General features: G+C 45.1%; 25 protein-coding genes and 1 other annotated feature. Of the genes, 13 read left to right on the top strand and 12 right to left on the bottom strand.

Going from position 1 to position 24,915, the window contains the following annotated elements; genetic code table 11:
• The first annotated feature begins 146 nt into the window (after positions 1-146).
• The 3 genes from epr to sacY all read left to right on the top strand — a co-directional run bounded on the left by epr (position 147) and on the right by sacY (position 4,790).
• On the top strand, positions 147-2,084 hold the full coding sequence (gene epr / locus CDO84_RS18785; protein ID WP_040081428.1) for a minor protease Epr: 1,938 nt from the start codon (positions 147-149) through the stop codon (positions 2,082-2,084).
• A gap of 430 nt (positions 2,085-2,514) precedes the next feature.
• Entirely contained in the window at positions 2,515-3,894 is a 1,380-nt protein-coding gene (gene sacX / locus CDO84_RS18795; protein ID WP_014665875.1) for a SacY negative regulator SacX, read from the top strand.
• A 53-nt stretch (positions 3,895-3,947) separates the two neighbouring features.
• Complete coding sequence (gene sacY, locus CDO84_RS18800) at positions 3,948-4,790, top strand: transcription antiterminator SacY (protein WP_040081426.1); 843 nt, start codon at positions 3,948-3,950, stop codon at positions 4,788-4,790.
• A 52-nt stretch (positions 4,791-4,842) separates the two neighbouring features.
• Here the strand turns inward: sacY and CDO84_RS18805 are convergent, their stop codons facing one another.
• Entirely contained in the window at positions 4,843-5,703 is an 861-nt protein-coding gene (locus CDO84_RS18805; RefSeq protein WP_040081424.1) for a glycosyltransferase family 8 protein, read from the bottom strand.
• A 109-nt stretch (positions 5,704-5,812) separates the two neighbouring features.
• Positions 5,813-6,526 carry a YwaF family protein gene (locus CDO84_RS18810; protein WP_040081422.1) on the bottom strand — a complete coding sequence of 238 codons (714 nt, stop codon included), beginning with the start codon at positions 6,524-6,526 and terminating at the stop codon, positions 5,813-5,815.
• A 150-nt stretch (positions 6,527-6,676) separates the two neighbouring features.
• Between CDO84_RS18810 and ywaE the strand changes: the two genes are divergently transcribed.
• From ywaE to ywaD, 3 genes are all read left to right on the top strand, one after another.
• Positions 6,677-7,192 carry a tyrZ transcriptional regulator YwaE gene (gene ywaE / locus CDO84_RS18815; protein ID WP_040081420.1) on the top strand — a complete coding sequence of 172 codons (516 nt, stop codon included), beginning with the start codon at positions 6,677-6,679 and terminating at the stop codon, positions 7,190-7,192.
• Positions 7,187-7,401: a binding site (T-box leader), on the top strand. It overlaps the preceding gene by 6 nt.
• Before the next feature lie 40 nt (positions 7,402-7,441).
• Positions 7,442-8,683, top strand: coding sequence for a tyrosine--tRNA ligase (gene tyrS / locus CDO84_RS18820; protein ID WP_082032964.1), 1,242 nt, complete (start codon positions 7,442-7,444; stop codon positions 8,681-8,683).
• A 155-nt stretch (positions 8,684-8,838) separates the two neighbouring features.
• Complete coding sequence (gene ywaD, locus CDO84_RS18825; protein WP_040081416.1) at positions 8,839-10,206, top strand: aminopeptidase YwaD; 1,368 nt, start codon at positions 8,839-8,841, stop codon at positions 10,204-10,206.
• A 46-nt stretch (positions 10,207-10,252) separates the two neighbouring features.
• Here ywaD and CDO84_RS18830 read toward each other — a convergent pair whose 3' ends face one another.
• From CDO84_RS18830 to CDO84_RS21515, 6 genes are all read right to left on the bottom strand, one after another.
• Positions 10,253-11,092, bottom strand: a complete 840-nt coding sequence (locus tag CDO84_RS18830; RefSeq protein ID WP_040081414.1) for a helix-turn-helix transcriptional regulator — start codon at positions 11,090-11,092, stop codon at positions 10,253-10,255.
• A 67-nt stretch (positions 11,093-11,159) separates the two neighbouring features.
• The gene (locus tag CDO84_RS18835; protein WP_069150568.1) at positions 11,160-11,543 is read right to left on the bottom strand and encodes a carboxymuconolactone decarboxylase family protein; all 384 of its coding nucleotides are present in this window, start codon (positions 11,541-11,543) and stop codon (positions 11,160-11,162) included.
• Positions 11,544-11,549: 6 nt separating this feature from the next.
• Positions 11,550-12,743, bottom strand: a complete 1,194-nt coding sequence (locus CDO84_RS18840; protein WP_040081411.1) for an MFS transporter — start codon at positions 12,741-12,743, stop codon at positions 11,550-11,552.
• A gap of 138 nt (positions 12,744-12,881) precedes the next feature.
• A complete protein-coding gene (gene ywaC / locus CDO84_RS18845) occupies positions 12,882-13,514 on the bottom strand; it encodes a GTP pyrophosphokinase YwaC (protein ID WP_014665885.1) in 633 nt (210 codons plus the stop codon).
• A gap of 140 nt (positions 13,515-13,654) precedes the next feature.
• Positions 13,655-14,590 (bottom strand): 1,4-dihydroxy-2-naphthoate polyprenyltransferase, encoded by a 936-nt coding sequence (locus CDO84_RS18850; RefSeq protein WP_017697250.1) that lies wholly within the window; start codon positions 14,588-14,590, stop codon positions 13,655-13,657.
• Between the two features lie 160 nt (positions 14,591-14,750).
• The gene (locus CDO84_RS21515) at positions 14,751-14,885 is read right to left on the bottom strand and encodes a hypothetical protein (RefSeq protein WP_052438131.1); all 135 of its coding nucleotides are present in this window, start codon (positions 14,883-14,885) and stop codon (positions 14,751-14,753) included.
• 149 nt (positions 14,886-15,034) lie between these two features.
• Between CDO84_RS21515 and CDO84_RS18855 the strand changes: the two genes are divergently transcribed.
• The 7 genes from CDO84_RS18855 to CDO84_RS18885 all read left to right on the top strand — a co-directional run bounded on the left by CDO84_RS18855 (position 15,035) and on the right by CDO84_RS18885 (position 21,407).
• On the top strand, positions 15,035-15,184 hold the full coding sequence (locus tag CDO84_RS18855; protein ID WP_003227330.1) for a teichoic acid D-Ala incorporation-associated protein DltX: 150 nt from the start codon (positions 15,035-15,037) through the stop codon (positions 15,182-15,184).
• 17 nt (positions 15,185-15,201) lie between these two features.
• Positions 15,202-16,713: a D-alanine--poly(phosphoribitol) ligase subunit DltA gene (gene dltA / locus CDO84_RS18860; protein WP_040081408.1), complete on the top strand. Its 1,512-nt coding sequence runs from the start codon at positions 15,202-15,204 to the stop codon at positions 16,711-16,713.
• Positions 16,710-17,897 carry a D-alanyl-lipoteichoic acid biosynthesis protein DltB gene (dltB, locus tag CDO84_RS18865; RefSeq protein WP_040081407.1) on the top strand — a complete coding sequence of 396 codons (1,188 nt, stop codon included), beginning with the start codon at positions 16,710-16,712 and terminating at the stop codon, positions 17,895-17,897. The genes dltA and dltB overlap by 4 nt, the downstream gene beginning before the upstream one ends.
• A 16-nt stretch (positions 17,898-17,913) precedes the next feature.
• Positions 17,914-18,150, top strand: coding sequence for a D-alanine--poly(phosphoribitol) ligase subunit 2 (dltC, locus tag CDO84_RS18870; protein ID WP_003227325.1), 237 nt, complete (start codon positions 17,914-17,916; stop codon positions 18,148-18,150).
• A complete protein-coding gene (dltD, locus tag CDO84_RS18875; protein WP_040081404.1) occupies positions 18,150-19,328 on the top strand; it encodes a D-alanyl-lipoteichoic acid biosynthesis protein DltD in 1,179 nt (392 codons plus the stop codon). The genes dltC and dltD overlap by 1 nt, the downstream gene beginning before the upstream one ends.
• An 88-nt stretch (positions 19,329-19,416) precedes the next feature.
• Positions 19,417-20,175: an SDR family oxidoreductase gene (locus CDO84_RS18880; RefSeq protein ID WP_040081403.1), complete on the top strand. Its 759-nt coding sequence runs from the start codon at positions 19,417-19,419 to the stop codon at positions 20,173-20,175.
• 140 nt (positions 20,176-20,315) lie between these two features.
• Positions 20,316-21,407 carry a branched-chain amino acid aminotransferase gene (locus tag CDO84_RS18885; RefSeq protein ID WP_040081401.1) on the top strand — a complete coding sequence of 364 codons (1,092 nt, stop codon included), beginning with the start codon at positions 20,316-20,318 and terminating at the stop codon, positions 21,405-21,407.
• A gap of 33 nt (positions 21,408-21,440) precedes the next feature.
• On the opposite strand, the gene licH is transcribed toward CDO84_RS18885, so the two are convergent.
• The 4 genes from licH to licB are packed head-to-tail and all read right to left on the bottom strand — an operon-like array spanning position 21,441 to position 24,799.
• Entirely contained in the window at positions 21,441-22,769 is a 1,329-nt protein-coding gene (gene licH / locus CDO84_RS18890; RefSeq protein WP_040081400.1) for a 6-phospho-beta-glucosidase LicH, read from the bottom strand.
• Positions 22,766-23,098 (bottom strand): PTS lichenan transporter subunit IIA, encoded by a 333-nt coding sequence (licA, locus tag CDO84_RS18895; protein WP_040081398.1) that lies wholly within the window; start codon positions 23,096-23,098, stop codon positions 22,766-22,768. Before licA ends, licH begins: the two co-directional genes overlap by 4 nt.
• An 18-nt stretch (positions 23,099-23,116) precedes the next feature.
• The gene (gene licC, locus CDO84_RS18900) at positions 23,117-24,475 is read right to left on the bottom strand and encodes a PTS lichenan transporter subunit IIC (RefSeq protein ID WP_014665896.1); all 1,359 of its coding nucleotides are present in this window, start codon (positions 24,473-24,475) and stop codon (positions 23,117-23,119) included.
• Positions 24,476-24,490: 15 nt separating this feature from the next.
• The gene (gene licB, locus CDO84_RS18905) at positions 24,491-24,799 is read right to left on the bottom strand and encodes a PTS lichenan transporter subunit IIB (protein ID WP_040081396.1); all 309 of its coding nucleotides are present in this window, start codon (positions 24,797-24,799) and stop codon (positions 24,491-24,493) included.
• Positions 24,800-24,915 lie beyond the last annotated feature (116 nt).

Raw genomic sequence — 24,915 nt, forward strand, 5'->3', positions numbered from 1 at the left:
TCATTTGGAAAATTTCCTCTTCCTGCGGAAAAAATCTGCATTTTGCTAAACAACCCTGCCCATGAAAATTTTTTCCCTTCTTACTATCAATCTCTCTTTTTTTCTCCGATATATATATCAAACATCATAGAAAAAGGAGATTAATCATGAAAAACATGTCTTGCAAACTTGTTGTATCAGTCACTCTGTTTTTCAGTTTTCTCGCCATAGGCCCTCTCGCTCATGCGCAAAACAGCAGCGAGAAAGAGGTCATTGTGGTTTATAAAAACAAGGCCGGAAAGGAAACCATCCTGGACAGCGATGCTGATGTTGAAAAGCAGTATAAGCATCTTCCCGCAGTAGCAGTCACAGCAGATCAGGAGACAGTAAAAGAATTAAAGCAGGATCCTGACATTTTGTATGTAGAAAACAACGTATCCTTTACCGCAGCAGACAGCACGGATTTCAAAGTGCTGTCAGACGGCGCTGACACCTCTGACAACTTCGAGCAATGGAACCTTGAGCCCATTCAGGTAAAACAGGCCTGGAAGGCAGGACTGACAGGAAAAAGTGTCAAAATTGCCGTCATTGACAGCGGAATCTCCCCCCACGATGACCTGTCGATTGCCGGCGGGTATTCAGCTGTCAGTTATACCTCTTCTTACAAAGATGATAACGGCCACGGAACACATGTCGCAGGGATTATCGGAGCCAAGCACAATGGCTACGGAATTGACGGCATCGCACCGGAAGCACAAATATACGCGGTTAAAGCGCTTGATCAGAACGGCTCGGGGGATCTTCAAAGCCTTCTCCAAGGAATTGACTGGTCGATCGCAAACAGGATGGACATCGTCAATATGAGCCTTGGCACGACGTCAGACAGCAAAATCCTTCATGACGCCGTGGACAAAGCATATGAACAAGGCGTTCTGCTTGTTGCAGCAAGCGGGAATGACGGAAACGGAAAACCAGTGAATTATCCGGCGGCGTACAGCAGTGTCGTTGCGGTTTCGGCAACAAACGAAAAGAATCAGCTTGCCTCCTTCTCAACAACTGGAGATGAAGTTGAATTTGCAGCGCCGGGAACAAACATCACGAGCACTTACGTAAACCAATATTATGCGACAGGAAGCGGGACATCCCAAGCGACACCGCACGCCGCTGCCATGTTTGCTTTGTTAAAACAGCGTGATCCTTCCGAAACAAACGTCCAGCTTCGCGAGGAAATGCGGAGAAACATCGTTGATCTTGGTACCGCAGGCCGCGATCAGCAATTTGGCTACGGCTTAATCCAGTATAAAACACAGGCAACAGATTCAGCGTACGCGGCAGCAGAGCAAGCGGTGAAAAAAGCGGAACAATCAAAAGCACAAACCGATATCGACAAAGCGCGGGAACTCGTCAGCCAGCTGCCGGACTCCGACGCCAAAACTGCCCTGCAAAAAAGACTGGATAAAGTACAGTCATACAGAAATGTAAAAGATGCGAAAGACAAAGTCGCAAAGGCAGAAAAGTACAAAACACAGCAAACCGTTGATACAGCACAACCTGCCATTAACAAGCTGCCGAACGGAACAGACAAAAAGAACCTGCAAAAACGGTTAGACCAAGTTAAACGCTACATCGCATCAAAGCAGGCGAAAGACAAAGTTGCGAAAGCGGAGAAAAGCAAAAAGAAAACAGATGTGGACAGCGCACAATCAGCAGTTGGCAAGCTGCCGGCAGGTTCAGAAAAAACGTCCCTGCAGAAACGCCTTGCCAAAGTGAAAAGCACCAATTTGAAAACAGCGCAGCAATCCGTCTCCTTCGCTGAAAAGACATCAACTGATGCAAATGCGGCAAAAGCACAATCAGCTGTCAATCAGCTTCAATCAGGCAAGGACAAAACAGCATTGCAAAAACGGTTAGACAAAGTGAAGAAAAAAGTGGCGGCAGCTGAAGCAAAAAAAGTCGAAACGGCAAAAGCTAGGGTAAAGAAAGCGAAGAAAGACAAAACAAAGAAATCGAAGACATCCGCTCAGTCTGCAGTGAACCAATTAAAAGCATCCAATGAAAAAACAAAGCTGCAAAAACGGCTGAACGCCGTCAAAGCGAAAAAGTAACCAAAACCCTTTAAGACTTGCATACCAGGTCTTAAAGGGTTTTTATCTTCTTAGAACACCGCACACAACCTTTTTCCCATCCATCGCACAGGCTTTTCATACTATTGCTATACAGCCATGAACAGCATAAAATGAACGTTATTACAGTTATCACCACATATGGCGGGATTGTGACTGGGCAGGCAGGCAAGACCCAATGATGCAAAGGGAGTATTAGTGCCTAAAAAAGCAGGGCATTTTAACTCTTCTTTTCGTGTTGGTCTCATAACGGCGCCTTGGACAACAATTCCTATACTAATGCTCCGTCACCGACGCGGGCATTTTTGCCATTTTCAACCGGTATTTCTCACTTTTTTCATTTTGATTGTCAACTTTTCATTTGATACGATGAACAAGCCGACTTTTCTTCAGCAAAGGAGGTTTTGATTGCTTGCATAATGAGATTGCAAAAGACTTACTGCTGCTAGCAGGAGGAAAAAACAACATTATCAGCATCAGCCATTGTACGACCCGTCTTCGTTTTGATGTAAAGGACGAGACGAAAATTGATATACGTGCCATTGAGAACCTGCAAGGTGTGCAGGGCACCTTTTTCCGATACGGACTATTCCAGATTATTTTCGGAGCAGGCGTCGTCAACAAAATATATAAAGAAGTCGTTCAAGTATGGGAGGCCGCGCCTTCTGAAGAGCCTGTTCACCAGAAAAAAGCCAGCCGGAAGCTGAACCCTGCCGCAGCTTTTGCGAAAACACTGTCTGATATTTTTGTGCCGATTATTCCGGCAATAACAGCAAGCGGCCTGCTTATGGGGCTGATTGGCATGATTAAGGTGTTTCACTGGTTCGCTGCCGGCAGCCCATGGATTAAAATGCTCGACCTCGTGTCCAGCACAGCCTTTATTTTGCTGCCGATTTTAGTCGGCTTCAGTGCCGCACGGCAATTTGGCAGCAACCCATATCTAGGGGCAGTGATCGCGGGGCTTTTAACGCACCCTGATCTGCTGGACCCGTCTATGCTCGGCAGCAAAACCCCGTCTTCTTTAGATATATGGGGGCTTCACATCCCGATGATGGGCTATCAGGGTTCCATCATACCGATTCTTCTCTCCGTTTTTGTCATGAGCAAAATTGAGAAGCTATTAAAAGCGATTGTGCCGAAGTCACTTGATGTCGTGATCATTCCCTTTATTACGGTCATGGTAACAGGGTGCCTCGCGCTGATTGTGATGAATCCCGCCGCTTCTATCGTCGGCCAAATCATGACACAATCGATAGTCTATATTTATGATCACGCCGGCATTGCCGCCGGAGCCCTTTTCGGCGGCATCTACTCTACTATCGTCCTATCTGGCTTGCATCATAGCTTTTATGCGATTGAAGCAACGCTGCTTGCGAATCCGCATGTCGGTGTCAACTTTTTAGTGCCGATATGGTCGATGGCGAATGTGGCCCAGGGCGGAGCGGGGCTTGCGGTATTCCTCAAAACGAAACAATCAAGCCTGAAAAAAATTGCGCTCCCCGCTTCTCTGACCGCGTTTTTAGGCATTGTTGAACCGATTGTATTCGGGGTGAATCTCAAACTGATCCGTCCCTTTATCGGTGCAGCCATCGGCGGTGCTATTGGCGGAGCGTACGTGGTTGCGGTACAAGTTGTGGCAAATTCCTACGGGCTGACAGGCATTCCGATGATTTCAATTGTGCTGCCGTTTGGCGCCGCGAATTTTGTTCATTATATGATCGGTTTTTTGATCGCCGCCGTCTCTGCTTTTATAGCTACATTGTTTCTCGGGTTTAAAGAAGAGACAGAATAACTGGATTTATTCGTTTTCATTCATAAAACGGGGGATGAAAGGACAAAAAAGCTATGAAAATTAAAAGAATCTTAAATCATAATGCTATCGTCGTAAAGGATCAAAATGAAGAGAAGATTCTCTTGGGTGCAGGAATTGGGTTCGACAAAAAGAAGAATGATATTGTTGATCCGTCAAAAATAGAAAAAACCTTTATCAGAAAAGATACAGCTGACTATAAGCAATTCGAAGAGATTTTAGAAACATTGCCTGAAGACCATATTCAGATTTCTGAGCAAATTATCTCTCATGCCGAAAAAGAGCTGAACATCAAAATCAATGAGCGCATTCATGTCGCTTTTTCAGACCATCTTTCCTTTGCGATTGAACGCCTGAGCAATGGGATGGTCATTAAAAATCCGCTGCTAAATGAAATCAAGGTCCTTTATCCGAAGGAGTTCCAGATCGGCTTATGGGCCAGAGCACTGATTAAAGATAAACTGGGGATTCACATTCCAGATGATGAAATCGGCAATATTGCCATGCATATCCACACAGCAAGAAACAATGCCGGCGATATGACTCAAACGCTAGATATTACAACAATGATCCGTGATATTATCGAGATTATCGAAATTCAGCTGTCTATCAATATCGTGGAAGATACCATCTCCTATGAACGGCTCGTGACCCATCTCCGCTTTGCCATTCAGCATATCAAAGCGGGCGAATCCATTTATGAGCTGGACGCAGAAATGATCGACATCATTAAAGAGAGGTTTAAGGATGCTTTCCTGTGCGCCCTTAGCATCGGCACCTTTGTGAAAAAGGAATACGGCTTTGAGTTTCCTGAAAAAGAATTGTGCTACATCGCCATGCATATTCAGCGGTTCTACCAACGGTCAGTCGCACGCTGAAGCAAACAAAAAAACGCTTTTGATCATCTCAAAAGCGTTTTTTATATCTATATTATTGGTTGATCGCCGGGTTCCCAATCGTATTCCACTTCGTATACGACATGTAATGGAAATACTCATCGCGATACGGATGTTTTGTATTGGAGTTCCAAGGCTTTTCTCCGCCGCAGAAGTGAACGATTGCCGGGTTTTCTCTCGTTTCATTATATTGCTTCCGCCCTAACAGAGTCGGTGGGGTTTTCAGCTTTAACATGATATAGGTTTGAGCGTTCCAGCGCGGATGAAGTTCATACCACTGATCATACAAGATCGCATTCAGTGCATCTTGGTCGTGCAGCACAAGAAAGTCTTCGTCTGGGTGTTCATTGATAAAGTTGATGACTTTTTCTGTGATGTTTTGCTTTCTCCAAGACTCACAATCAATAATCATGATACCTGAGTTAAAATACTTCCCTGTATCAGTGATGTCCATTTCCTTCAGGCGTTCATGCTGCCCCGCATCCTCAACAGCGGCAACGGTGTATGGCGCAATGTCCAAGTCCCATAACTTTGAAATATCCTCTAGGACAAGCGCATCGCAATCGATGTAAATCATTCGTTTGATGCTTTCATCCTTAATTAAGTCGGGAATCGAAATGCGGTAATACGCTGCTTTTGTAATATGGCTGCTCTCTACAGCATGTTCATACATGTTGGTATCCACCTCTAAAAACTCAATCGGCACGCCGAATTTCAAAGTAGTTTCTTCCAGTCTTTTTTTGTTATCAGGCTGAATTCCGCCATCAATGACGTATAATTTAACCTCTCTCTCCTGATCCATATTGGTCAATAAAGAAACGAACATCCCACCCAAATGACGAGCATAATTATCATCTGCGCATGATACGATATGCATGATTTCATCTTTCCTCAATGGTATTCATCTCCCTTTTTGTTGTACAAGTTACATACCCTTTTTCAAAAAAATAAACACGTTCTCCGACATTTTTTAAAACAGAATGTGTAATACAACAAAAAAGGTGTCATTTTTTGAAGATGCGATAAAGCCAATAAAGAATGAAAAAGCTGGCGATCGTGATAGCTTCAGCTGAGACGAGATACCATGGCCATGGCCCGAGAACATCCAAGAGAGAGGATCCTCCCGGTTTTTTCGTCAAATACATATAATTCGCCCCTAGCCAGCGATCAATCAGGTAAATGCAGACGCCGTACACATTAACAAGCAGGACAGTCACCCATAACGAGCGCTGGCCTATTCTGTAGGTGCCAATCACCGCCATCAGCAGACAGGATAAAAACACGGACCCGTGCGAAATAAAAAAGAGGATATATCGGATATGCGGAAAAGAATACATGCCGAGGTCGGGAGTAACAAGAGCCTGAATTGAACTGCCAATGCCGGCAAAAAACAAAAATACAAACAGCTTTCTGCTTTTTGTCACTAGCATAATGGCTGACAAATACACCGACAGGTCACTAAGCTGGAGAGGCAATGAAGTGCGTACTGACCACCTGCCTGTGGCGATCATCCATATTTGATAGCCGATTTGCGAACCAAGCAAAAGAAACACAAACAAAAAACGCAAAAACCGGCTGGCCTTAGACCGTTTAATCCCATCTTGAAACAGAAACAACAGAACGGCCAAAAGAGCGATAATCGCTAGCGTTACCACATGCTCTGTCGAAAACAGATGAAATGGATCATGCTTATAGACAGATTGAACATACTTTTGCAAAACTGCACCCCCGTTTGTGGGTTTTTGTTTATTTTGGCGTTGTTTGGGCTTTTTTTATTCAACCGATATATGGGCTTGAAGTTCACATCAGACTCTGTTACAATTCGTTTCATAGCTAATGATTCTGATAATTTAAGGCAGGCCTAAAAAATGGAACGTTCACATCAACATCAGCAGCTTCGGAAGGAAGAACACGATACACTTTCTAAGCTCAAACAAATGCCCGTCGAGTCACTCAACCTGGAAGCCATTTCGATCGCTACGAATCTGTATCGGTCTGCACAAAGGCTCCGTGTCAAAATGGAGACTGAGGTTCTTTCTTCCTATAACCTTTCTTGGACCGCTTTCTCCATTCTTTATGATCTATGGGTATGGGGAGCGCTCGAAACAAGAAAAATCGCTGAGCTGTCAGGGATATCTACAGCTACAGCAAGCAACGTGATCAAAACGCTCGAAAAAAAGAGTTTTTGCCGTAAAAGCATCGACACAAGAGATCGGCGACTCGTGTTTGTCTCCATCACCGATTCCGGCAAACAAGCGATCGACGAACTCTACCCTGAGTTTCACAAAGGGGAAACAGAGCTCATAGCGGGAATGACAAAGGACGAACAGAAAACATTGACAGGGCTGCTTAGAAAGGTAGCTGACAATCTTCATACACCATAAGCTTTGACGGGAATCCAGTAGGGTTTGTCTCCCTGTTCCAGAGAGCCGGCGGAAGGTGCGAGCCGGCGCACAGGCAAACGTGAATTACCTCCCCGAGCTTTCTTTGTGAACCTTAAAAGTAGCAAAGAACGGGAAACCGTTATTCGAATGAGCGGAAGACGATGTCTTCAACCAGGGTGGTACCGCGTGCATTGAGCCACGTCCCTTATCGGGATGGGCTCTTTTTTGTGTTTTAAAAAAGGAGGAAAAGTGATGAAAACATTTGAACAGCTCACAGCAGCACAGCAAAAAGAAGTCGAAAGACAGCTTCAGCTATACATGACAGGCGCCCACGAAGTCATACCGCCGGAGGAATTAAAGACAAAGCTCGTGAAATCGATTTCGACAGGCACGCCGCTTAAAATTAAGCTCGGATTAGATCCGTCTGCACCGGATGTACATTTGGGCCATACGGTTGTGTTAAATAAGCTTCGCCAATTTCAAGAAAACGGCCACATTGTCCAGCTGTTAATTGGGGATTTCACAGGAAAAATTGGTGATCCGACCGGAAAATCAGCAGCAAGAAAGCAGCTGACTGATGAAGAAGTTCAACACAACGCCAAAACATATTTTCAGCAATTCGGAAAAGTGCTGGATCCTGAAAAAGTCGAGCTTCACTACAACTCGAAATGGCTGAAAACATTGAATCTGGAGGATGTCATTAAATTGGCAGGCAAAATAACCGTAGCCCGCCTGATGGAGCGTGACGACTTTGAAGAACGCATCGCCATGCAAAAACCGATCTCGCTTCATGAATTCTTTTACCCATTGATGCAGGGATACGATTCTGTCGTTCTCGAAAGCGATATTGAACTTGGCGGAACAGACCAGCATTTCAATGTCCTCATGGGACGGCATTTCCAAGAACGATACAACAAAGAAAAACAAGTTGTCATCCTGATGCCGCTCTTGGAAGGCTTGGATGGCGTCGAGAAAATGTCGAAGTCGAAACACAACTACATCGGCATTAACGAACATCCAAACGACATGTACGGAAAAACGATGTCACTGCCCGACAGCCTGATGAAAAAATACATCCACTTGGCGACAGACTTAGAGCTTGAAGAGAAAAAACAGCTGGTAAAAGACTTAGAAACCGGCGCCGTTCATCCGCGTGATGCTAAAATGCTTTTAGCTAAAACAATCGTCCGAATGTATCACGGCGAGAAAGCCGCAGAAGCTGCCGAACACTCGTTTAAAACAGTCTTTCAGGAAAACAGCCTGCCAGAGGATATACCGGCCGTAAACTGGAAAGGCGAGAAAACGATAGCGGTGATTGATCTGCTCGTCAAGCTGGAACTCCTCTCTTCGAAGAGCGAGGCGCGCCGCATGATTCAAAACGGCGGTGTCCGCATCGACGGAGAGAAAATAACAGATGTTCACGCCAAAGCAGAGATAAGAGAGAATATGATCATCCAAGTCGGCAAACGCAAGTTTTTAAAGCTCCATTAGTTTGATATTCCGAAACGCTTATGATCCTTCATTCATAAGCGTTTTTTCGCAGGTATAAAGCACTGTCTTTTCAAAAACGCTCTTCATCTTGCAGGAAACTCCTTTAGCATCCCGAAATATTCCCCAACCATATATTTAGGGGAGGTTTATTTTTGATGAAAAAGCTTTTGACTGTCATGACGATGGCTGTTTTAACTGCCGGCACACTGCTCTTGCCGGCACAGAGTGTTACCCCTGCCGCGCACGCTGTACAACTATCAGATAGCGAGCGCGAGCTTCCATTCAAAGCAAAGCATGCGTACTCTACCATTTCTCAGCTAAGTGAAGCAATCGGCCCCAGAATAGCCGGAACTGCAGCTGAAAAAAAGAGTGCCCTATTGATCGCTTCATCAATGAGAAAATTAAAGCTTGATGTAAAGGTTCAACGATTCGACATTCCTGACCGCCTTGAGGGTACGCTGTCTTCAGAAGGACGCGATATTCTTCTCCAAGCGGCGTCCGGCTCGGCTCCGACTGAGGAACAAGGACTAACGGCTCCGCTTTACAATGCAGGCTTGGGCTATCAAAAGGACTTTACCGCTGACGCCAAGGGCAAAATCGCCTTAATTTCCAGAGGAGACCTGACTTATTACGAGAAAGCCAAAAATGCCGAAGCCGCTGGAGCGAAAGCTGTCATCATTTATAACAACAAAGAAAGCCTCGTGCCTATGACGCCAAACCTGTCGGGAAATAAAGCCGGCATTCCGGTCGTCGGCATTAAGAAAGAAGACGGCGAAGCACTTACCCAGCAAAAAGAAGCCACTTTAAAACTAAAAGCATTCACAAACCAAACCTCCCAGAACATCATCGGAATCAAAAAACCAAAGAATATCAAACATCCAGACATTGTATACGTGACGGCCCATTACGACAGTGTTCCTTTTTCGCCCGGAGCAAATGACAACGGCTCAGGAACCTCTGTTATGCTGGAGATGGCGCGTGTCTTAAAAAGCGTTCCATCTGATAAAGAAATCCGCTTCATCGCTTGCGGCGCTGAAGAGCTCGGTTTGCTCGGCTCCTCTCACTATGTAGATCATCTATCCGAAAAAGAGCTGAAACGAAGCGAAGTGAACTTCAACTTAGATATGGTAGGCACAAGCTGGGAAAAAGCGTCTGAGCTGTATGTCAACACATTGGACGGCCAATCAAACGCTGTTTGGGAATCCAGCCATACGGCCGCTGAAAAAATAGGGTTTGACAGCCTGTCTCTGACACAGGGAGGATCATCTGATCACGTGCCATTCCATGAAGCCGGCATTGATTCCGCCAACTTTATTTGGGGAGACCCGGAAACAGAAGAAGTTGAGCCATGGTATCATACCCCCGAAGACTCGATCGAACATATCAGCAAGGACCGCCTCCAGCAAGCAGGCGATCTTGTGACAGCCGCTGTCTATGAGGCTGTGAAAAAAGAGAAGAAACCGAAAACCAATAAGAAACAAATGAAGGCCAAAGCATCTGACATTTATGAAGATATCAAATAAAAAAAGACGGCACTTGGGTGCCGTCTTTTTTATAATGATCAGCTGTTTAGACGTCTATAAGTAAAGCTTTCAGTTTATCAACTGTATTTTCTTTTTCTAACGGCCGATAAATGGTCAGTTTCAAATCAGGAGAGTCATATATTTGTAATGTCATATGCTCCATCACCATTGTTCCGGCTGCCGGGTGATGAAGTACTTTTTCTCCTGCGTGTGTGCCTAATACTTCATGGTGGTTCCACCATTCTTTAAATTCCGGGCTTCTTTCAGTTAACTCATCGATCAGCTCTTTTATCCATGCTTCCCCAAGAAACCGGCTGGCTGTCGATCGAAACTGTGCGATCAGTTTTTTGGCGTGGCTTTCCCAGTCGTCAAGCAGATTCCGATACTCCTTCGAGGTGAAACATCGCCATATGGCATTTCTTTCCTTTCTGCTCATTTGGCCAAAATTGCCGAACACAGCACAAGCTGCTGTGTTCCAAGCAATAACGTCCCACTTTTCGTCAGTCACATAAACAGGGCAATTGGTTAAATGATCAATAAAGTGCCGTACAGCCAGAGGAAGGCTTTTATTTTCTTCATCCTGATCATCTAAAGGAACATGATGGCCCGCCAACAGAAAGACATGGCGTTTTTCCTCGTAATTCAATTTGAGCACTCTCGATATGCTTTCCAGTACCTGTGTAGATACCCGAATATCCCTTCCCTGCTCAAGCCATGTGTACCATGTGACACCTATACCGGACAGCTGGGCTAATTCCTCTCTCCTCAAGCCTGTCGTTTTCCTTCTGGTGCCCATAGGCAATCCAAACTCTTGCGGAGAAATCTGTGCCCTTTTAAGTTTTAAAAACTCCCCTAGCTCTTTCCGTTTTTCTGCCATACTGTCCACATACACACTCTCCTTCTGCATAGAATTTCCTATTAGTATTCTACATAAAAAGGAGAAGGTTTTTATATTATTTGTTTCGTTCTGCAAATACTTCCGCGGCCACAGGAAGAATGGTATTCAGCGCATTCGGGAAACCTGAATAAATAATCATCTGCATCATCACTTCTATGAGTTCTTCTTGTGTCCATCCGACATTCAGGGCTCCGTTAATATAGAATTTTAGCTGCTGGGTATTGCCCAATGCAGTCAATCCAGCAACGGTTGCTAATAATCTGGATTTCAGATCAAGACCTGGTCTTGAAAAAATCTGACCGTAGTTAAACTCCACGGCAAGCACACCAAGGTCCGGAGCGATGGAATGTTTAAAATTGTCCACGATCGCTTCATAGTTCTCCTCATCAATTTGTTTCAGAATATCTAACCCTTTTTTATAACGTTCACTTGTTTGCACCAGCTTCTATCTCCCTTCCAATATCGCTTTTTTAGTAGTACGATTTATGGTAATCCTTGAACTGAAGGCAATACCGACCATGATCATCCCCATAATACAAACGCCGTTCCAATGAAACAGCATCCAGACTGCACCCCCTGCATACGATCCGAAGGCGCCGCCTAAAAACGTGCTGACCATAAAGATGCCATTCAATCTGCTTCTCATTTCAGCCGACAATTGGAAAATCTCCGCCTGACACGCCACCTGATTCGCCTGAATGCCCATGGTGATGAATAAAGCGCCCAATACAATCACAATCAATGAAGTCTGGCCTGCCATTAATAAAACAAATGACAATAAGGTAAACGACATACAAAGCTTGTTGGAAAAAGCAGCTCCTTTTTGATCAATAATCCGGCCGATCAGCGGCGTTGCAAAAGCCCCGCCAATTCCCACCAAACCGATTGTTCCGGCAGTCTGGCTGCCAAACGAGAATGGAGGTTCACTCACCATAAACACTAACGCCGTCCAAAATAAACTGAAGGCGCCGAACATGAAGCCTTGGTTTACACATGCTTTTCTTAACACTTTCTCCTTAATCAAAAGGGGAAATAATGAAGAAATGAGCTTTCCGTAATGAAATGCATGTGTCCCTTTGCTTTTCGGAAAGCAGAAGTAAATGATCAACATAATGATGACGGCTGCCGCACAGGCAATCCAATACATCACGCGCCAGCCATAATGGGCATCTATCGCCCCGCTGACTACTCTCGCCCCTAAAATTCCGCAAACCAAGCCGATGGCTACGTTTCCGAGTACTTTTCCTCTGTTCCTGTCGTTTGCTAAACCTGCCGCAAACGGCACAAGGATTTGAGGAATAATCGTGAAGAATCCCAATAATAAATTTGTGATGACTAGCCATGGAAAGCTTACAGCTAACGCTGAAGCGGCCGAACAAACCCCCACTAAAAATAGCAGGCTCACAATGAAGCGGCGGCGTTCAAAAAGATCTCCCAATGGAACAAGCAGCAGGTTCCCAGCCGCATAGCCAATCTGCGCCAATGTAGCAATCATTCCCGCTTGTGCCGGCGTCACATGAAACGTGCCTGCCATGCTGACAAGCAATGTTTGATTGATATAGACATTAGCTACAGTAAACCCGCAAGTCACCGCTATAAGAAAAATCAAACCTCTCGATAATGAAATGGAATGGCTCATGTTTACCTCCTTTCTTCATGCATGATAAAGCAGGTTCAATCATGGCAACAGAAGTGAGTTTATACTGGTATAAAAAGTACTAGCAAAGCAAAAAAGCGAAACCCTGTCAGGCTTCGCTTTTGTAAAACATTTTGTTTATCAATCCACTTCTTTCTTAATACCCAGCATTTTCTCATCTAGGTAATGGGCGATTTCCGCGGCTTCCTTCAGCTCATCTGTTAATTGCTTTGGAACATCATTGTTTAATTTATAGTAAATTTTATGTTCAAGGCTCGCCCAGAAATCCATCGCGATCGTCCGGATTTGAATTTCTGCTTTGACGTATTCCACACGATTCGTTAAATTCACAGGCATCTCAATGATTAAATGCAGGCTTCGGTAGCCATTCGGTTTGGGTGTCTGGATATAATCCTTTACCTTTACGATTCTCAAATCTTCATGCTGCTTCAACACATTTACGACATTATAAATGTCAGAAATAAAGGAACAGATGATGCGCACGCCGGCAATGTCGTGAATATGCTCCTTCATTTCCCTCGTCGTAATTTCGCATCCCTTTCTCATTAACTTATTCACGATGCTTTCAAAGCTTTTGACACGGGATTTGGTATGTTCAATCGGGTTGTGTCCGTGAATGAGGTTATATTCCTGGCTGATAATTGAGAACTTTGTATCGAGTGCATCTAGCGCAAATTTATAAACTAATAATTCATTTTTCCAATCTTCCATTACTGTTTTTAAATCGTCCATATGTGTTACAGATAAATCCATTTTCGTCATCTCCTTTAACGGAACTTTATCCGCTGTCCATGTACTAGACGTCCCTGTCAGCTGCAAGGTTCTATGAATTTTTTTACAAAATGCGGTCGATTGTAACAAAAAAAGACCGCACGAAACGAGCGGTCTTTTTTTTATCGGAAATAGCTGATCAATAAACCGATTGAGAGCAGGAATCCGAAAAATGTATTTGTTTGGGCTGTTGATTTCATTGCGACAATCATATTCATCGGCATTTCTTTCTGGACGAAACCCTTCACTGCCTGAACCGGCTTAGGCACGCTCAAAAAGACGACAAACAGCCACGGGCTTGCGGCACCGGTAATAACCAAGCCGACAACCCAAATATAAGCGACGGCAAACGACGCAGCTAACAGAGTAACAGCTCCCTTATGCCCCATCAAAATCGCCAATGTTTTGCGCCCGCCTTTTTTGTCCTCTTCAATATCGCGAATGTTGTTTGACAGGTTAATCGCGCCGACAAGAATCGCAATCGGGATCGAGATCAAAATGCTTTGCATATTGATTTTATCTGTCTGAATAAAAAACGAAATCAGCACAAACACCGAACCCATGCAAATGCCTGAGAATAATTCACCGAACGGCGTGTACGCGATCGGCAGCGGCCCGCCTGTATACAGGTAGCCGATTGCCATGCCGACAAGGCCGATCAAAGCGAGCCACCAGCTGCTGCTCGCGCAAATATAGACACCGAGCAAAATGGCAATCCCGTATGATGCGAGGGCTAATTGCAAAATCGTTTTAGGCTTCATTCCGTGGCGTACAATTGCCCCTCCGATTCCGACTGATTCTGCTGTATCTAACCCGCGTTTAAAATCATAGTATTCATTAAATAAGTTCGTCGCGATCTGGATCCATAGGCAGGAAAACAGCATAGCCAAAAACAGCAGCAGATCAACCTTTACATAAAACATCGCCAAAACGGTTCCGAGCAGCACAGGCACAAACGATGCGGTTAACGTATGAGGACGGGTTAACTGCCAAAGGATCTGCCCCATGCTTTCTTTTTGCGGCGCTGTCTGACCCTCACCCTTATTTGTTTGGTTCATCTTCCTCTTCCTTTCTATTAAAAGGCTTACTTTTTTCAGCCGGCAGCTTAATAAAAAACTCCTTTTGCTTCCTTATCTATCATAATGACTTCTCCCTTATTTCACAAGATACCGCAAGAAGGCGTTTTCTTTCTTATTATACGCTTCCGCCCCGATTTCATTAGGTTTCTGCTTCCACTTGATCGAACAGGTACAGAAAAATTTTTTTAAGTACATTACGCTTTTTAAAAGTTAAAAAGATCTTTTGACTCCATGTATCTTTTCCTTTATTATGAATCAGCTCGAAACATTCCATTCTTGCCCCTGCAGGTATAAAGATTCATTTTTAAAAACAGACGCCGATATATTAATTTGAGGGAGTTTAGGGAAAAAATGAAACTTTTTGAGCATCTGATCGTCAAATAATCATGTGATTGTCGAAAAAACGGGAAGGGAATTTTTGATATGCTGCAATTAATGAAACAGCTGTATGAAAAACCCGCTGTCAAGTGGACATGTCATACAGGCTTTTATTTGATGATACTGCTTGTTTTGTTTTTTATGTATGGTTTTCACACCGCGAATACCGGTTCATATATTTATAACGATTTCTAATTGGAGAGAGAATAACTATGAAACTTTTACATGCTATTCAAACACATGCGGAAACTTATCCGCAAACCGATGCCTTCCGCTCTCAAGGCCAGTCGCTCACGTATCAGGAGTTATGGGAGCAGTCTGACCGCGCGGCTGCCGCGATCCAAAAACGCATTTCTGGGGAAAAGAAATCTCCTATCCTTGTTTACGGCCATATGGAGCCGCACATGATCGTTTCCTTCTTGGGAAGCGTCAAAGCGGGACATCCTTATATTCCGGTTGATCTGTCCATTCCGGCTGAACGGATTGCTAAAATTATCGAAAGCTCTGGAGCAGAGTTGCTGATCCATGCAGCCGGACTTCCAATTGATGCAGTCAGCCAGCAGATTCAAGCCGTTTCAGCGGAAGAACTGCTGGAAAACGAAGGCGGCTCTATCACCGAAGATCAATGGGTCAAAGAACACGAAACGTTTTATATCATTTACACTTCTGGAAGCACAGGAAATCCGAAAGGCGTGCAGATTTCCGCTTCTAACCTTCAAAGCTTCACAGACTGGATTTGTGCAGACTTCCCAGTCAACGGCGGAAAAGTATTTTTAAACCAAGCGCCATTCTCATTTGATTTATCTGTCATGGACCTATATCCGTGCCTGCAATCAGGCGGGACTTTACATTGCGTGACAAAGGATGCTGTGAATAAGCCGAAAATCTTATTTGAAGAGCTGAAGAAGTCCGGGCTGAATGTGTGGACATCAACACCTTCCTTTGTGCAAATGTGCTTGATGGACCCGGGTTTTTCACAGGAACTGCTGCCTGGTGCGGACACATTTATGTTTTGCGGAGAGGTTCTTCCGGTTTCTGTGGCAAAAGCGCTGCTTGAGCGTTTTCCGAAAGCAAAGGTTTTTAATACGTACGGCCCGACTGAAGCGACAGTGGCTGTCACATCGGTTGAAATTACAGATGACGTGATCAGCCGCAGCGATTCGCTTCCAGTGGGCTTCGCCAAACCAGATATGAACATTTTCATTATGGATGAACAGGGACAGCCGCTTCCTGATGGAGAAAAAGGGGAAATCGTCATTGCAGGGCCGAGCGTAAGCCGAGGCTACCTTGGTGAGCCGGAACTGACGGAAAAAGCGTTTTTCTCTCATGAAGGCCAGTGGGCATACCGGACTGGCGATGCCGGCTTTATTCAAGATGGACAGATTTTCTGCCAAGGGCGTTTGGATTTTCAGATTAAACTTCACGGCTACCGAATGGAACTGGAGGAAATCGAGTTTCATGTCAGACAGTCACAGTACGTTCGCTCTGCTGTCGTGATTCCTTATCAGCCAAACGGAACAGTTGAGTACCTGATCGCTGCTATTGTGCCTGAGGAGCATGATTTCCAGAAGGAATTCCAGCTGACAAGCGCTATTAAAAAAGAGCTTGCCGCTTCTCTTCCGGCATATATGATCCCGAGAAAATTTATCTATCAGGATCACATTCAAATGACGGCTAACGGCAAAATTGACCGAAAACGCATTGGCGAAGAGGTTCTTGTATGACGCCTTACAGCTCGTTTTTATTCTTTATACTGCTTGGCATTCTTCTCCTGCCGACGATCATCCTCGGCTTAAACGGAAAAAGATTTCAAGCATACAACATGTTCATATCTATCATTATATTGGCTTTAATTTTTTCGCACGACTTACATGGGGTCATTGCACTGTGCCTGTTTACAATATGGCAGGTGTTCTTGGTCAGCGGCTATCTGGCATACCGGCAGAAAGCGAACAGCGGCTTTGTGTTTTGCGGGGCTGTTATCGCGTCGATTCTGCCTTTATTTCTGTCAAAAATATGGCCGTTTCTTTCACACCCGCAGCCGCATCATCCGCCGCATAACCTGATCAGCTTTTTAGGGATCTCTTATTTAACCTTTAAAGGCGTTCAGCTGATTATGGAAGCAAGAGACGGACTGCTGAAAGAACAGCTGCCATTGCACCGCCTGCTGTATTTCATCCTGTTTTTCCCGACGATCTCCTCCGGTCCGATCGACAGATACCGCCGGTTCGTCAAGGATGAACAAAAGGCTTGGACGAAAGAAGAATACGCCGACCTGCTGTATACGGGGATCCATAAAATCTTCATCGGTTTCCTGTATAAATTTATTATCGGCTACGCGATCAATACGTACTTCATCATGAATCTTCACGCAATCACGCACAATAAGATTCTTGGGAACCTGCTGTACATGTACGGCTACAGCATGTATTTATTCTTTGATTTCGCCGGCTACACGATGTTTGCCGTCGGGGTCAGCTACATTATGGGCATTAAATCTCCAGAAAACTTTAATAAACCGTTTATCAGTAAAAATATTAAAGATTTCTGGAATCGCTGGCATATGTCTCTGTCATTTTGGTTCAGAGATTATGTGTTTATGAGATTCGTATTTTGGATGACAAAGAAAAAGTGGATCAAAAACCGCATGGCTGTCTCAAACATCGGGTATTTCCTGCTGTTTATGCTGATGGGGGTTTGGCACGGGCTTGCGCCGCAATATATCATCTACGGCCTTTATCACGCCGTGCTGATGACATGTTACAACTTTTTCGAGAAGTGGAATAAGAAATATAAATGGCTGCCGTCCAACCGCTGGACAACCATTCTTGCTATTGTGATCACGTTCCATTTCGTTTGCTTCGGATTTTATATTTTCTCAGGAAAACCATTTCATCACCACCATTAAAGGAGATTAGAAAGCTATGGATTTTAAACAAGAGGTATTAGACGTTTTAGCAGAGGTTTGCCAGGATGACATCGTAAAGGAAAATCCTGATATTGAAATTTTTGAAGAAGGTTTGCTTGATTCTTTTGGAACAGTAGAATTGCTGCTTGCGATTGAAAACCGTTTTGATATTTTAGTGCCGATCACTGAATTTGACCGGGACGTTTGGAATACCCCTAACAACATTGTAAATCAGCTGTCTGAGTTGAAATAATGAAAAAGCGTTTTTTCGGTCCAATTATTTTGGCGTTTATTCTATTCGCAGGCGCCATCGCAATTCCATCTTCATGGCTGACAGGCTTCATCACCGATAAGCGTGTGAAAGAGTCAGCAACAGCCTTGAATCCGAGCATGTTTCAAGGGCTATATTTACAAGATCAGATGCTCAAAGATCCGACATATCTTCCGATTTACGGATCTTCTGAGCTTTCACGGCTGGACGAGTTCCATCCATCTAATTATTTTCAGGTAAACAATGAGGGATTCACGCCATACCTTGTCGGCAAAGGCGGGTCTCAATCATTGATTCACTCTTTAAACTTCGCTGCCCATATGGATCAGCTGAAGGGCAAAAAAATCGTATTCATCGTGTCTCCGCAATGGTTTATTAAACGCGGGTCTGATGAACAGCATTTCGCGCCGAACTATTCTGCGCTGCAAGGGCTTGATTTGGCGTTTAATGATCAGATCGATCCTGAAATAAAAAAGAAAATGATGAAACGCATGCTGCGCTTTAAGGCTGTGCAAAACGATGCGATTCTTTCCGAGCTGTGCAAAGCAATCGTAAACGGCCAGACGTGGAAAGTGAATGCGCTAAAGCCGGCGGCGAAAGTGTATTACAGCATGCTGGAAAAGAAAGATCTGTATTATTCAACAACGGACTCATCCGGGCCAAAACGTTATATCTCACAATCAGTGAAGGATAAGTCATGGTCTGAATTGAATAAACTGGCGGATCAATCAGGCAAACGCCACTCTGGGTCTAATGATTTTCATATCGACAACCCTGTCTATAAAAAGCTGAAGCCGAAAGTGCCTAAGCTGAAGGGGAAAAACAAAGGCAAATCGTACGCAGTGTCCCCAGAGTACGGCGATTTTGAAATGATGCTTGATATTCTGAAGGCTGCGGGGGCTGAACCTATGTTTGTCACCATTCCTGTTAACGGGAAATGGTACGATTACACAGGCTTCCCGAAAAAAGGACGCACTGACTATTACAAAAAGGTAAATAAACAAATCAGAGCCAAGGGCTTCCAGGTTGCTGATTTCTCAGGGCATGAATATGACCCGTATTTCATGAAAGACACCATCCACATTGGCTGGAAAGGCTGGGTGTATGTCGATAAAGCAATTGACGAATTTTATAAAACCGGTAAAGTCACTTCATCCTGAGCATCTCATAGGACGCGGCTGTATATTTCCTGCTAAGATTTGAAATAGTAAAGAAATCACAGCCAACTGAATAAGAGGTGTTATATCCATGAAGATGACAGGCAATACGGTTTTAATCACAGGGGGTTCTGCTGGCATCGGGCTTGAACTGGCCAAGCGCCTGCTGGAGCTCGGCAATGAAGTTATCATTTGCGGACGCAGCGAAGCACGTCTTGCAGAAGCGAAGCAGCAGCTCCCAAACATCCATACCAAGCAATGTGATGTTGCAGACCGGTCGCAGCGGGAAGCATTGTTTGAATGGGCGCTAAAGGAATTTCCGGCCCTGAATGTTCTCGTCAACAACGCCGGCATTCAAAAGGAAATTGACTTTAAAAAAGGGACAGAGGAGCTTTTTGTGGACGGAGACGAAATTGAACTTAATTTCCAAGCGCCTGTCCATTTATCCGCCCTTTTTACGCCTCATTTGATGAAGCAGCCCGAGGCGGCAATCGTGCAGGTTACATCCGGGCTTGCGTTTAACCCATTAGCTGTTTATCCGGTGTACTGTGCAACAAAAGCGGCACTTCACTCGTTCTCGCTTACGCTCAGACACCAGCTTCGCGATACAAGCGTGGAAGTGATTGAAATGGCGCCTCCTATGGTGGACACGGGCTTAAACCAAAAATCGCGCGATAAACAAGGCCTGACGTACCGGGGCATTTCAACTGAAGAATATGTTCAATATTTCTTGGATGGCTTGAAGGAAGGCAAACAAGAGATTACAAATGAACGTGTTGAAGGTCTTCGAAATGCCACTCGCGCCGATTATGACAGGGTATTCGAGCAAATGAACTCGCAGGAGAATTAATTTCTCCTGCTTTTTTCATATGAATTTCTTACAAATTTGAGCAAACCTATTGCGATTATTTGTTGAAGGTATACAATAGAATATAATTATTTTCAAATAAGTTTGATAATATAAACAATTTAACAGCAGGGAGATTGACCATGACTAAACAAACGATTCGCGTTGAATTGACATCAACAAAAAAACCGAAACCAGACCCAAATCAGCTTTCGTTCGGAAGAGTGTTTACAGACCACATGTTTGTAATGGACTATGCGGCAGATAAAGGTTGGTACGATCCAAGAATCATTCCTTATCAACCCTTATCAATGGATCCGGCCGCAATGGTCTATCACTACGGCCAAACCGTGTTTGAAGGGTTAAAGGCTTACGTGTCAGAGGATGACCATGTTCTGCTTTTCAGACCGGAAAAAAATATGGAACGCCTGAATCAATCAAACGACCGCCTCTGCATCCCACAAATTGATGAAGAACAGGTTCTTGAAGGCTTAAAGCAGCTTGTCGCAATTGATAAAGACTGGATTCCAAATGCGGAAGGCACATCCCTTTATATCCGTCCGTTCATCATCGCAACCGAGCCTTTTCTTGGTGTTGCGGCATCTCACACGTATAAGCTCTTGATCATTCTTTCTCCGGTCGGCTCTTATTACAAAGAAGGCATTAAGCCTGTCAAAATCGCTGTTGAAAGTGAATTTGTCCGTGCGGTAAAAGGCGGAACAGGAAATGCCAAAACCGCAGGGAACTACGCTTCAAGCTTAAAAGCGCAGCAGGTAGCCGAAGAGAAAGGATTTTCACAAGTGCTTTGGCTGGACGGAATCGAAAAGAAATACATCGAAGAAGTCGGAAGCATGAACATTTTCTTCAAAATCAATGGTGAAATCGTAACACCGATGCTGAACGGCAGCATCCTGGAAGGCATTACGCGCAATTCTGTCATTACCTTGCTTAAGCACTGGGGCTTTCCTGTTTCAGAACGAAAAATTGCGATCGACGAGGTCATCCAAGCCCATAAAGACGGCATCCTGGAAGAAGCCTTCGGAACAGGTACAGCAGCCGTTATTTCGCCAGTCGGCGAGCTGATTTGGCAGGGTGAAACACTGTCAATTAACAATGGTGAAACAGGGGAAATCGCAAAAAAACTATATGACACGATTACAGGCATTCAAAAAGGCGCTGTCACAGACGAATTCGGATGGACGACCGAAGTTGCAGCACTGACTGAAAGCAAGTAAGAAAAAAGCCGGCCCATTACAGGCCGGCTTTTTTTACGCTTCAATTTTGTTGAAGAACTGCGGCAGATACGCTTTGTGCGCCTCCAGCATGTCGTCTAAAATCTGTTTGGCCACAGTATCGGACGGGACAAGCGGGTTAATCGTCATGGCAAGGAGGGCGGTTTGATAGTCACCTGTAACTGCCGCTTCTGCCGCGACACGCTCAAAGGATTTGATTTGCTGGACGAGGCCTCGGACAGACACCGGCAAGTCGCCGACAGCAATTGGCTTAGGGCCTGTTTTCGTCATCACACAGTTCACTTCAACTGCGGAATCGTCTGGAATGCTCGCTATTGCACCATTATTGATCGTGTTCACCGGCTGAATGTCATGTTTATCATTGTAAATGGAGCTGATTAGGTTACATGCTGCATCACTGTAGTAAGCTCCGCCCCGTTTTTCCAGCTGCGGCGGTTTGATCGCAAGGTTCGGATCTTTATAGAGCTCAAACAGCTCTTTTTCGACCTTTTGCACGACTTCAGCGCGGGTGCCCTCCGTTTGTGATGCTTCCAGTTCGTGCTCCAGCATTTCTTTTGTTTTGAAATAGTAACGGTGATAGCCGCAAGGGATCACATTGAGCGCTTTTAAGAAATCCGGTTCCCATTCGGCGCCTGAGATATTTTTCATCGTCATCGCGTTTTTCGGGTCACCCATCGCCTCGATGACTTGCTCTTTCACACTTACGCCGTCCAAGAAAACATCCAGCCCGAACACCATATGATTCAGTCCGGCGAATTGGACTTCTACGCGGTCCACATCTACATCAAGCGCTTTGGCTACGCCCATTTTAATGCCGATTGGAACATTACAAAGACCGACGACTTTCTTCAGGTTGGAGTAGCGAAGCAAGGCTTCTGTTACCATGCCGGCAGGGTTTGTGAAGTTAACAAGCCAAGCGTTCGGGCAGAGCTCTTCTATATCCTTTGCGATCTCAAGGATGACCGGAATCGTGCGTAATCCTTTAAACAGGCCTCCCGGACCGTTTGTTTCCTGGCCAATTACTCCGTATTTTAGTGGAATGCGCTCATCCTTTGCTCTTGCCTGCAAAAGTCCGACACGGAATTGAGTCGTGACAAAGTCTGCGTCTTTCAGCGCTTTTCTCCGATCGAGCGTAAGATGAATGTCGATCGGGACGCCTGCTTTTTCAACCATCCGTTTGGCGAGTGTGCCGACAATATTCAGCTTTTCTTCGCCCTCAGGGATATCGACGAGCCATAATTCACGCACAGGCAGCTCATCATACCGTTTAATGAACCCTTCCACTAGCTCGGGCGTATAGCTTGAACCTCCGCCAATCGTTACAATCTTCAATCCTTTTGTCATATGCTTGCTCCCCTTTGCTCGGTGATTTTTTCATATAACTCAATGATCTCTGCAGCCATATCCTTCACTGTCATCGCATTCATTAAATGATCCTGTGCATGAACCATCAGAAGCGTCATTTCCGTCTTATCTCCGCCTGCTTCATTTTGGATCAGCTCTGTCTGATAGTGATGGGCTTTTGACAATTCTTCAGCAGCGTCTTGAAGCTTTTTCCGCGCTTCTTCTGCGTCACCGCTTTTCGCTGCGGCAATGGCCTCCATTGCGGAGCTCCTTCCGTTTCCTCCGTGAAGGATAATTTGAAAAATGATTTGTTCCATTTTCTCATTCACGCGATTCACTTCCTTTCTCTACAGAGCCGCTTCCTTGTCATCTGATGCAGCAGGTGTTTGAACCAGCTCGAGATCGTTTTCTTCTTTCAGCTTCTGCTTATCCCACATTCTGAAGAATGGGTAGTAGACAACAAAGGATACGGCGATATTAATGGCTTGCATGACCGCGCCTGAGACTTTTCCTCCTGTCGCCAAGTAGCCTGAAAAGATCGGCGGCATGGTCCACGGCACTGCGATACCCGCCGGTTTGGCGACAAGGCCGGTGCTCATTCCGATGTACGTGAGTGTCACTGTGACAAGCGGCGTGATGATAAACGGAAGTAAGAGCATTGGGTTCATGACGATCGGCATTCCGAATATAATCGGTTCGTTAATATTGAAGATGGCCGGGCCGATCGCAAGTTTTCCGAGCTGTTTCATTTGTTTGCTTCGGGCACGCAGGAACATCGTGACAACCAGTGCCAATGTCGCGCCGCTTCCGCCGATATTGACCCAGATATCGAAAAATTGCTGGGTGAAAATCTTAGGAAGCTCCTCTCCTGCTTGGAACGCAATTCGGTTGGCATCCATTGCACCGTACCAAATCGGTGCCATGACGCCGCCGACAATATTGGCGCCGTGAAGTCCGCAGGCCCATAAAAGCATTTTGACGGCTTCGGCGACAAGGCTTCCTCCAAGACTTCCTCCAAGAATGGAAAGCGGAGTCCCCAGTAAAACGCTTACAATATTATGAAGGCTTTCAAACGGTGTCGCTTCAACTGCCAGCCGGGCTGCCCAAATCAGAAAGATGACGGCAAAGCCAGGAATTAAAGCGACAAATGACTTGCTTACCGCCGGCGGAACGCCGTCCGGCATTTTGAAGACTAAATTGCGCTGGATAATGAGGCGGTAAATCTCTGTGGACACCATCGCGATAATCATGGCGACAAACAGGCCTTTGCTTCCCATGAGCGAAAGCGGAATCCCGCCGCCGACCATGATTTCTTTCGTCGCTCCATCCGGTGTAAACGGCACTTGATAAGGTGTTGCTAATAAAAATGCCGCAAGGGAAATGGCTCCGGCCGACAAAGCATCGACGCCGTATTTCTCGGCGAGCCGGTAGGCGATGCCGAACGCGGCGACTAGCCCCATAATTTCAAAGGTGGCGTCAACTGGGTAGGCCAGTTTTTCAGACCAGGAGCTGCCAAACGTTTTTGCCATAAACTCAGCATACCCCGGGATTGGGAGATTGCCGATGATAAGGAAAAAGGAGCCGATGATAATCAGTGGCATCGTGAGGATGATACCATCACGCAGCGCCTGCAAATGACGCTGTCCTGCAATTCTTCCTGCTATAGGCATGACCTTTTCTTCTAAGATCTGATTGACTTTATTCACATAGCCCGCCCCTTTCTATGACACATTTCCAAGCTGTTCAGCTGATTTCAGCACTTCTGCCCCGTTGCAAGTGCCATAATGGACGGTATTAATGACGTCTACCGGAACCCCCTTTGACTCTCCTAATTTTTTGAGCTGCGGAAGCATATAACGGACTTGCGGCCCGAGAAGCAGTACATCCGCTTTATCGATATGATTTTGTACAGAATCGCCTGAAACTGCCCAAATGGTATAGTCTTTTCCTTGTTCCTTCGCACTTTTTTCCATCTTGCTCACCAGTAAGCTAGTAGACATGCCTGCTGCACAAACGAGTAATATATTCATGTAAAAGACCCCCTAGAGTTTGATCAATCTTGTTATATCCTGCTGTTGCTATCATCATATTATGAAATCGCTTTCATAAACACTCAAGGTTTTTCCGCAGGAAACGGAAAAAAGGT

Source organism: Bacillus sp. MD-5 (assembly GCF_002201875.1).
Taxonomy (GTDB): Bacteria; Bacillota; Bacilli; order Bacillales; family Bacillaceae; genus Bacillus; species Bacillus stercoris.

Coding starts and splice junctions, on each gene's coding strand:
- epr (WP_040081428.1), top strand. CDS start 147: ATGAAAAACATGTCTTGCAAACTTGTTGTATCAGTCACTCTGTTTTTC.
- sacY (WP_040081426.1), top strand. CDS start 3,948: ATGAAAATTAAAAGAATCTTAAATCATAATGCTATCGTCGTAAAGGAT.
- ywaE (WP_040081420.1), top strand. CDS start 6,677: ATGGAACGTTCACATCAACATCAGCAGCTTCGGAAGGAAGAACACGAT.
- ywaD (WP_040081416.1), top strand. CDS start 8,839: ATGAAAAAGCTTTTGACTGTCATGACGATGGCTGTTTTAACTGCCGGC.
- CDO84_RS18840 (WP_040081411.1), bottom strand. CDS start 12,743: ATGAGCCATTCCATTTCATTATCGAGAGGTTTGATTTTTCTTATAGCG.
- ywaC (WP_014665885.1), bottom strand. CDS start 13,514: ATGGATTTATCTGTAACACATATGGACGATTTAAAAACAGTAATGGAA.
- CDO84_RS18850 (WP_017697250.1), bottom strand. CDS start 14,590: ATGAACCAAACAAATAAGGGTGAGGGTCAGACAGCGCCGCAAAAAGAA.
- CDO84_RS21515 (WP_052438131.1), bottom strand. CDS start 14,885: ATGGAATGTTTCGAGCTGATTCATAATAAAGGAAAAGATACATGGAGT.
- CDO84_RS18855 (WP_003227330.1), top strand. CDS start 15,035: ATGCTGCAATTAATGAAACAGCTGTATGAAAAACCCGCTGTCAAGTGG.
- dltA (WP_040081408.1), top strand. CDS start 15,202: ATGAAACTTTTACATGCTATTCAAACACATGCGGAAACTTATCCGCAA.
- dltB (WP_040081407.1), top strand. CDS start 16,710: ATGACGCCTTACAGCTCGTTTTTATTCTTTATACTGCTTGGCATTCTT.
- dltC (WP_003227325.1), top strand. CDS start 17,914: ATGGATTTTAAACAAGAGGTATTAGACGTTTTAGCAGAGGTTTGCCAG.
- dltD (WP_040081404.1), top strand. CDS start 18,150: ATGAAAAAGCGTTTTTTCGGTCCAATTATTTTGGCGTTTATTCTATTC.
- CDO84_RS18880 (WP_040081403.1), top strand. CDS start 19,417: ATGAAGATGACAGGCAATACGGTTTTAATCACAGGGGGTTCTGCTGGC.
- CDO84_RS18885 (WP_040081401.1), top strand. CDS start 20,316: ATGACTAAACAAACGATTCGCGTTGAATTGACATCAACAAAAAAACCG.
- licH (WP_040081400.1), bottom strand. CDS start 22,769: ATGACAAAAGGATTGAAGATTGTAACGATTGGCGGAGGTTCAAGCTAT.
- licB (WP_040081396.1), bottom strand. CDS start 24,799: ATGAATATATTACTCGTTTGTGCAGCAGGCATGTCTACTAGCTTACTG.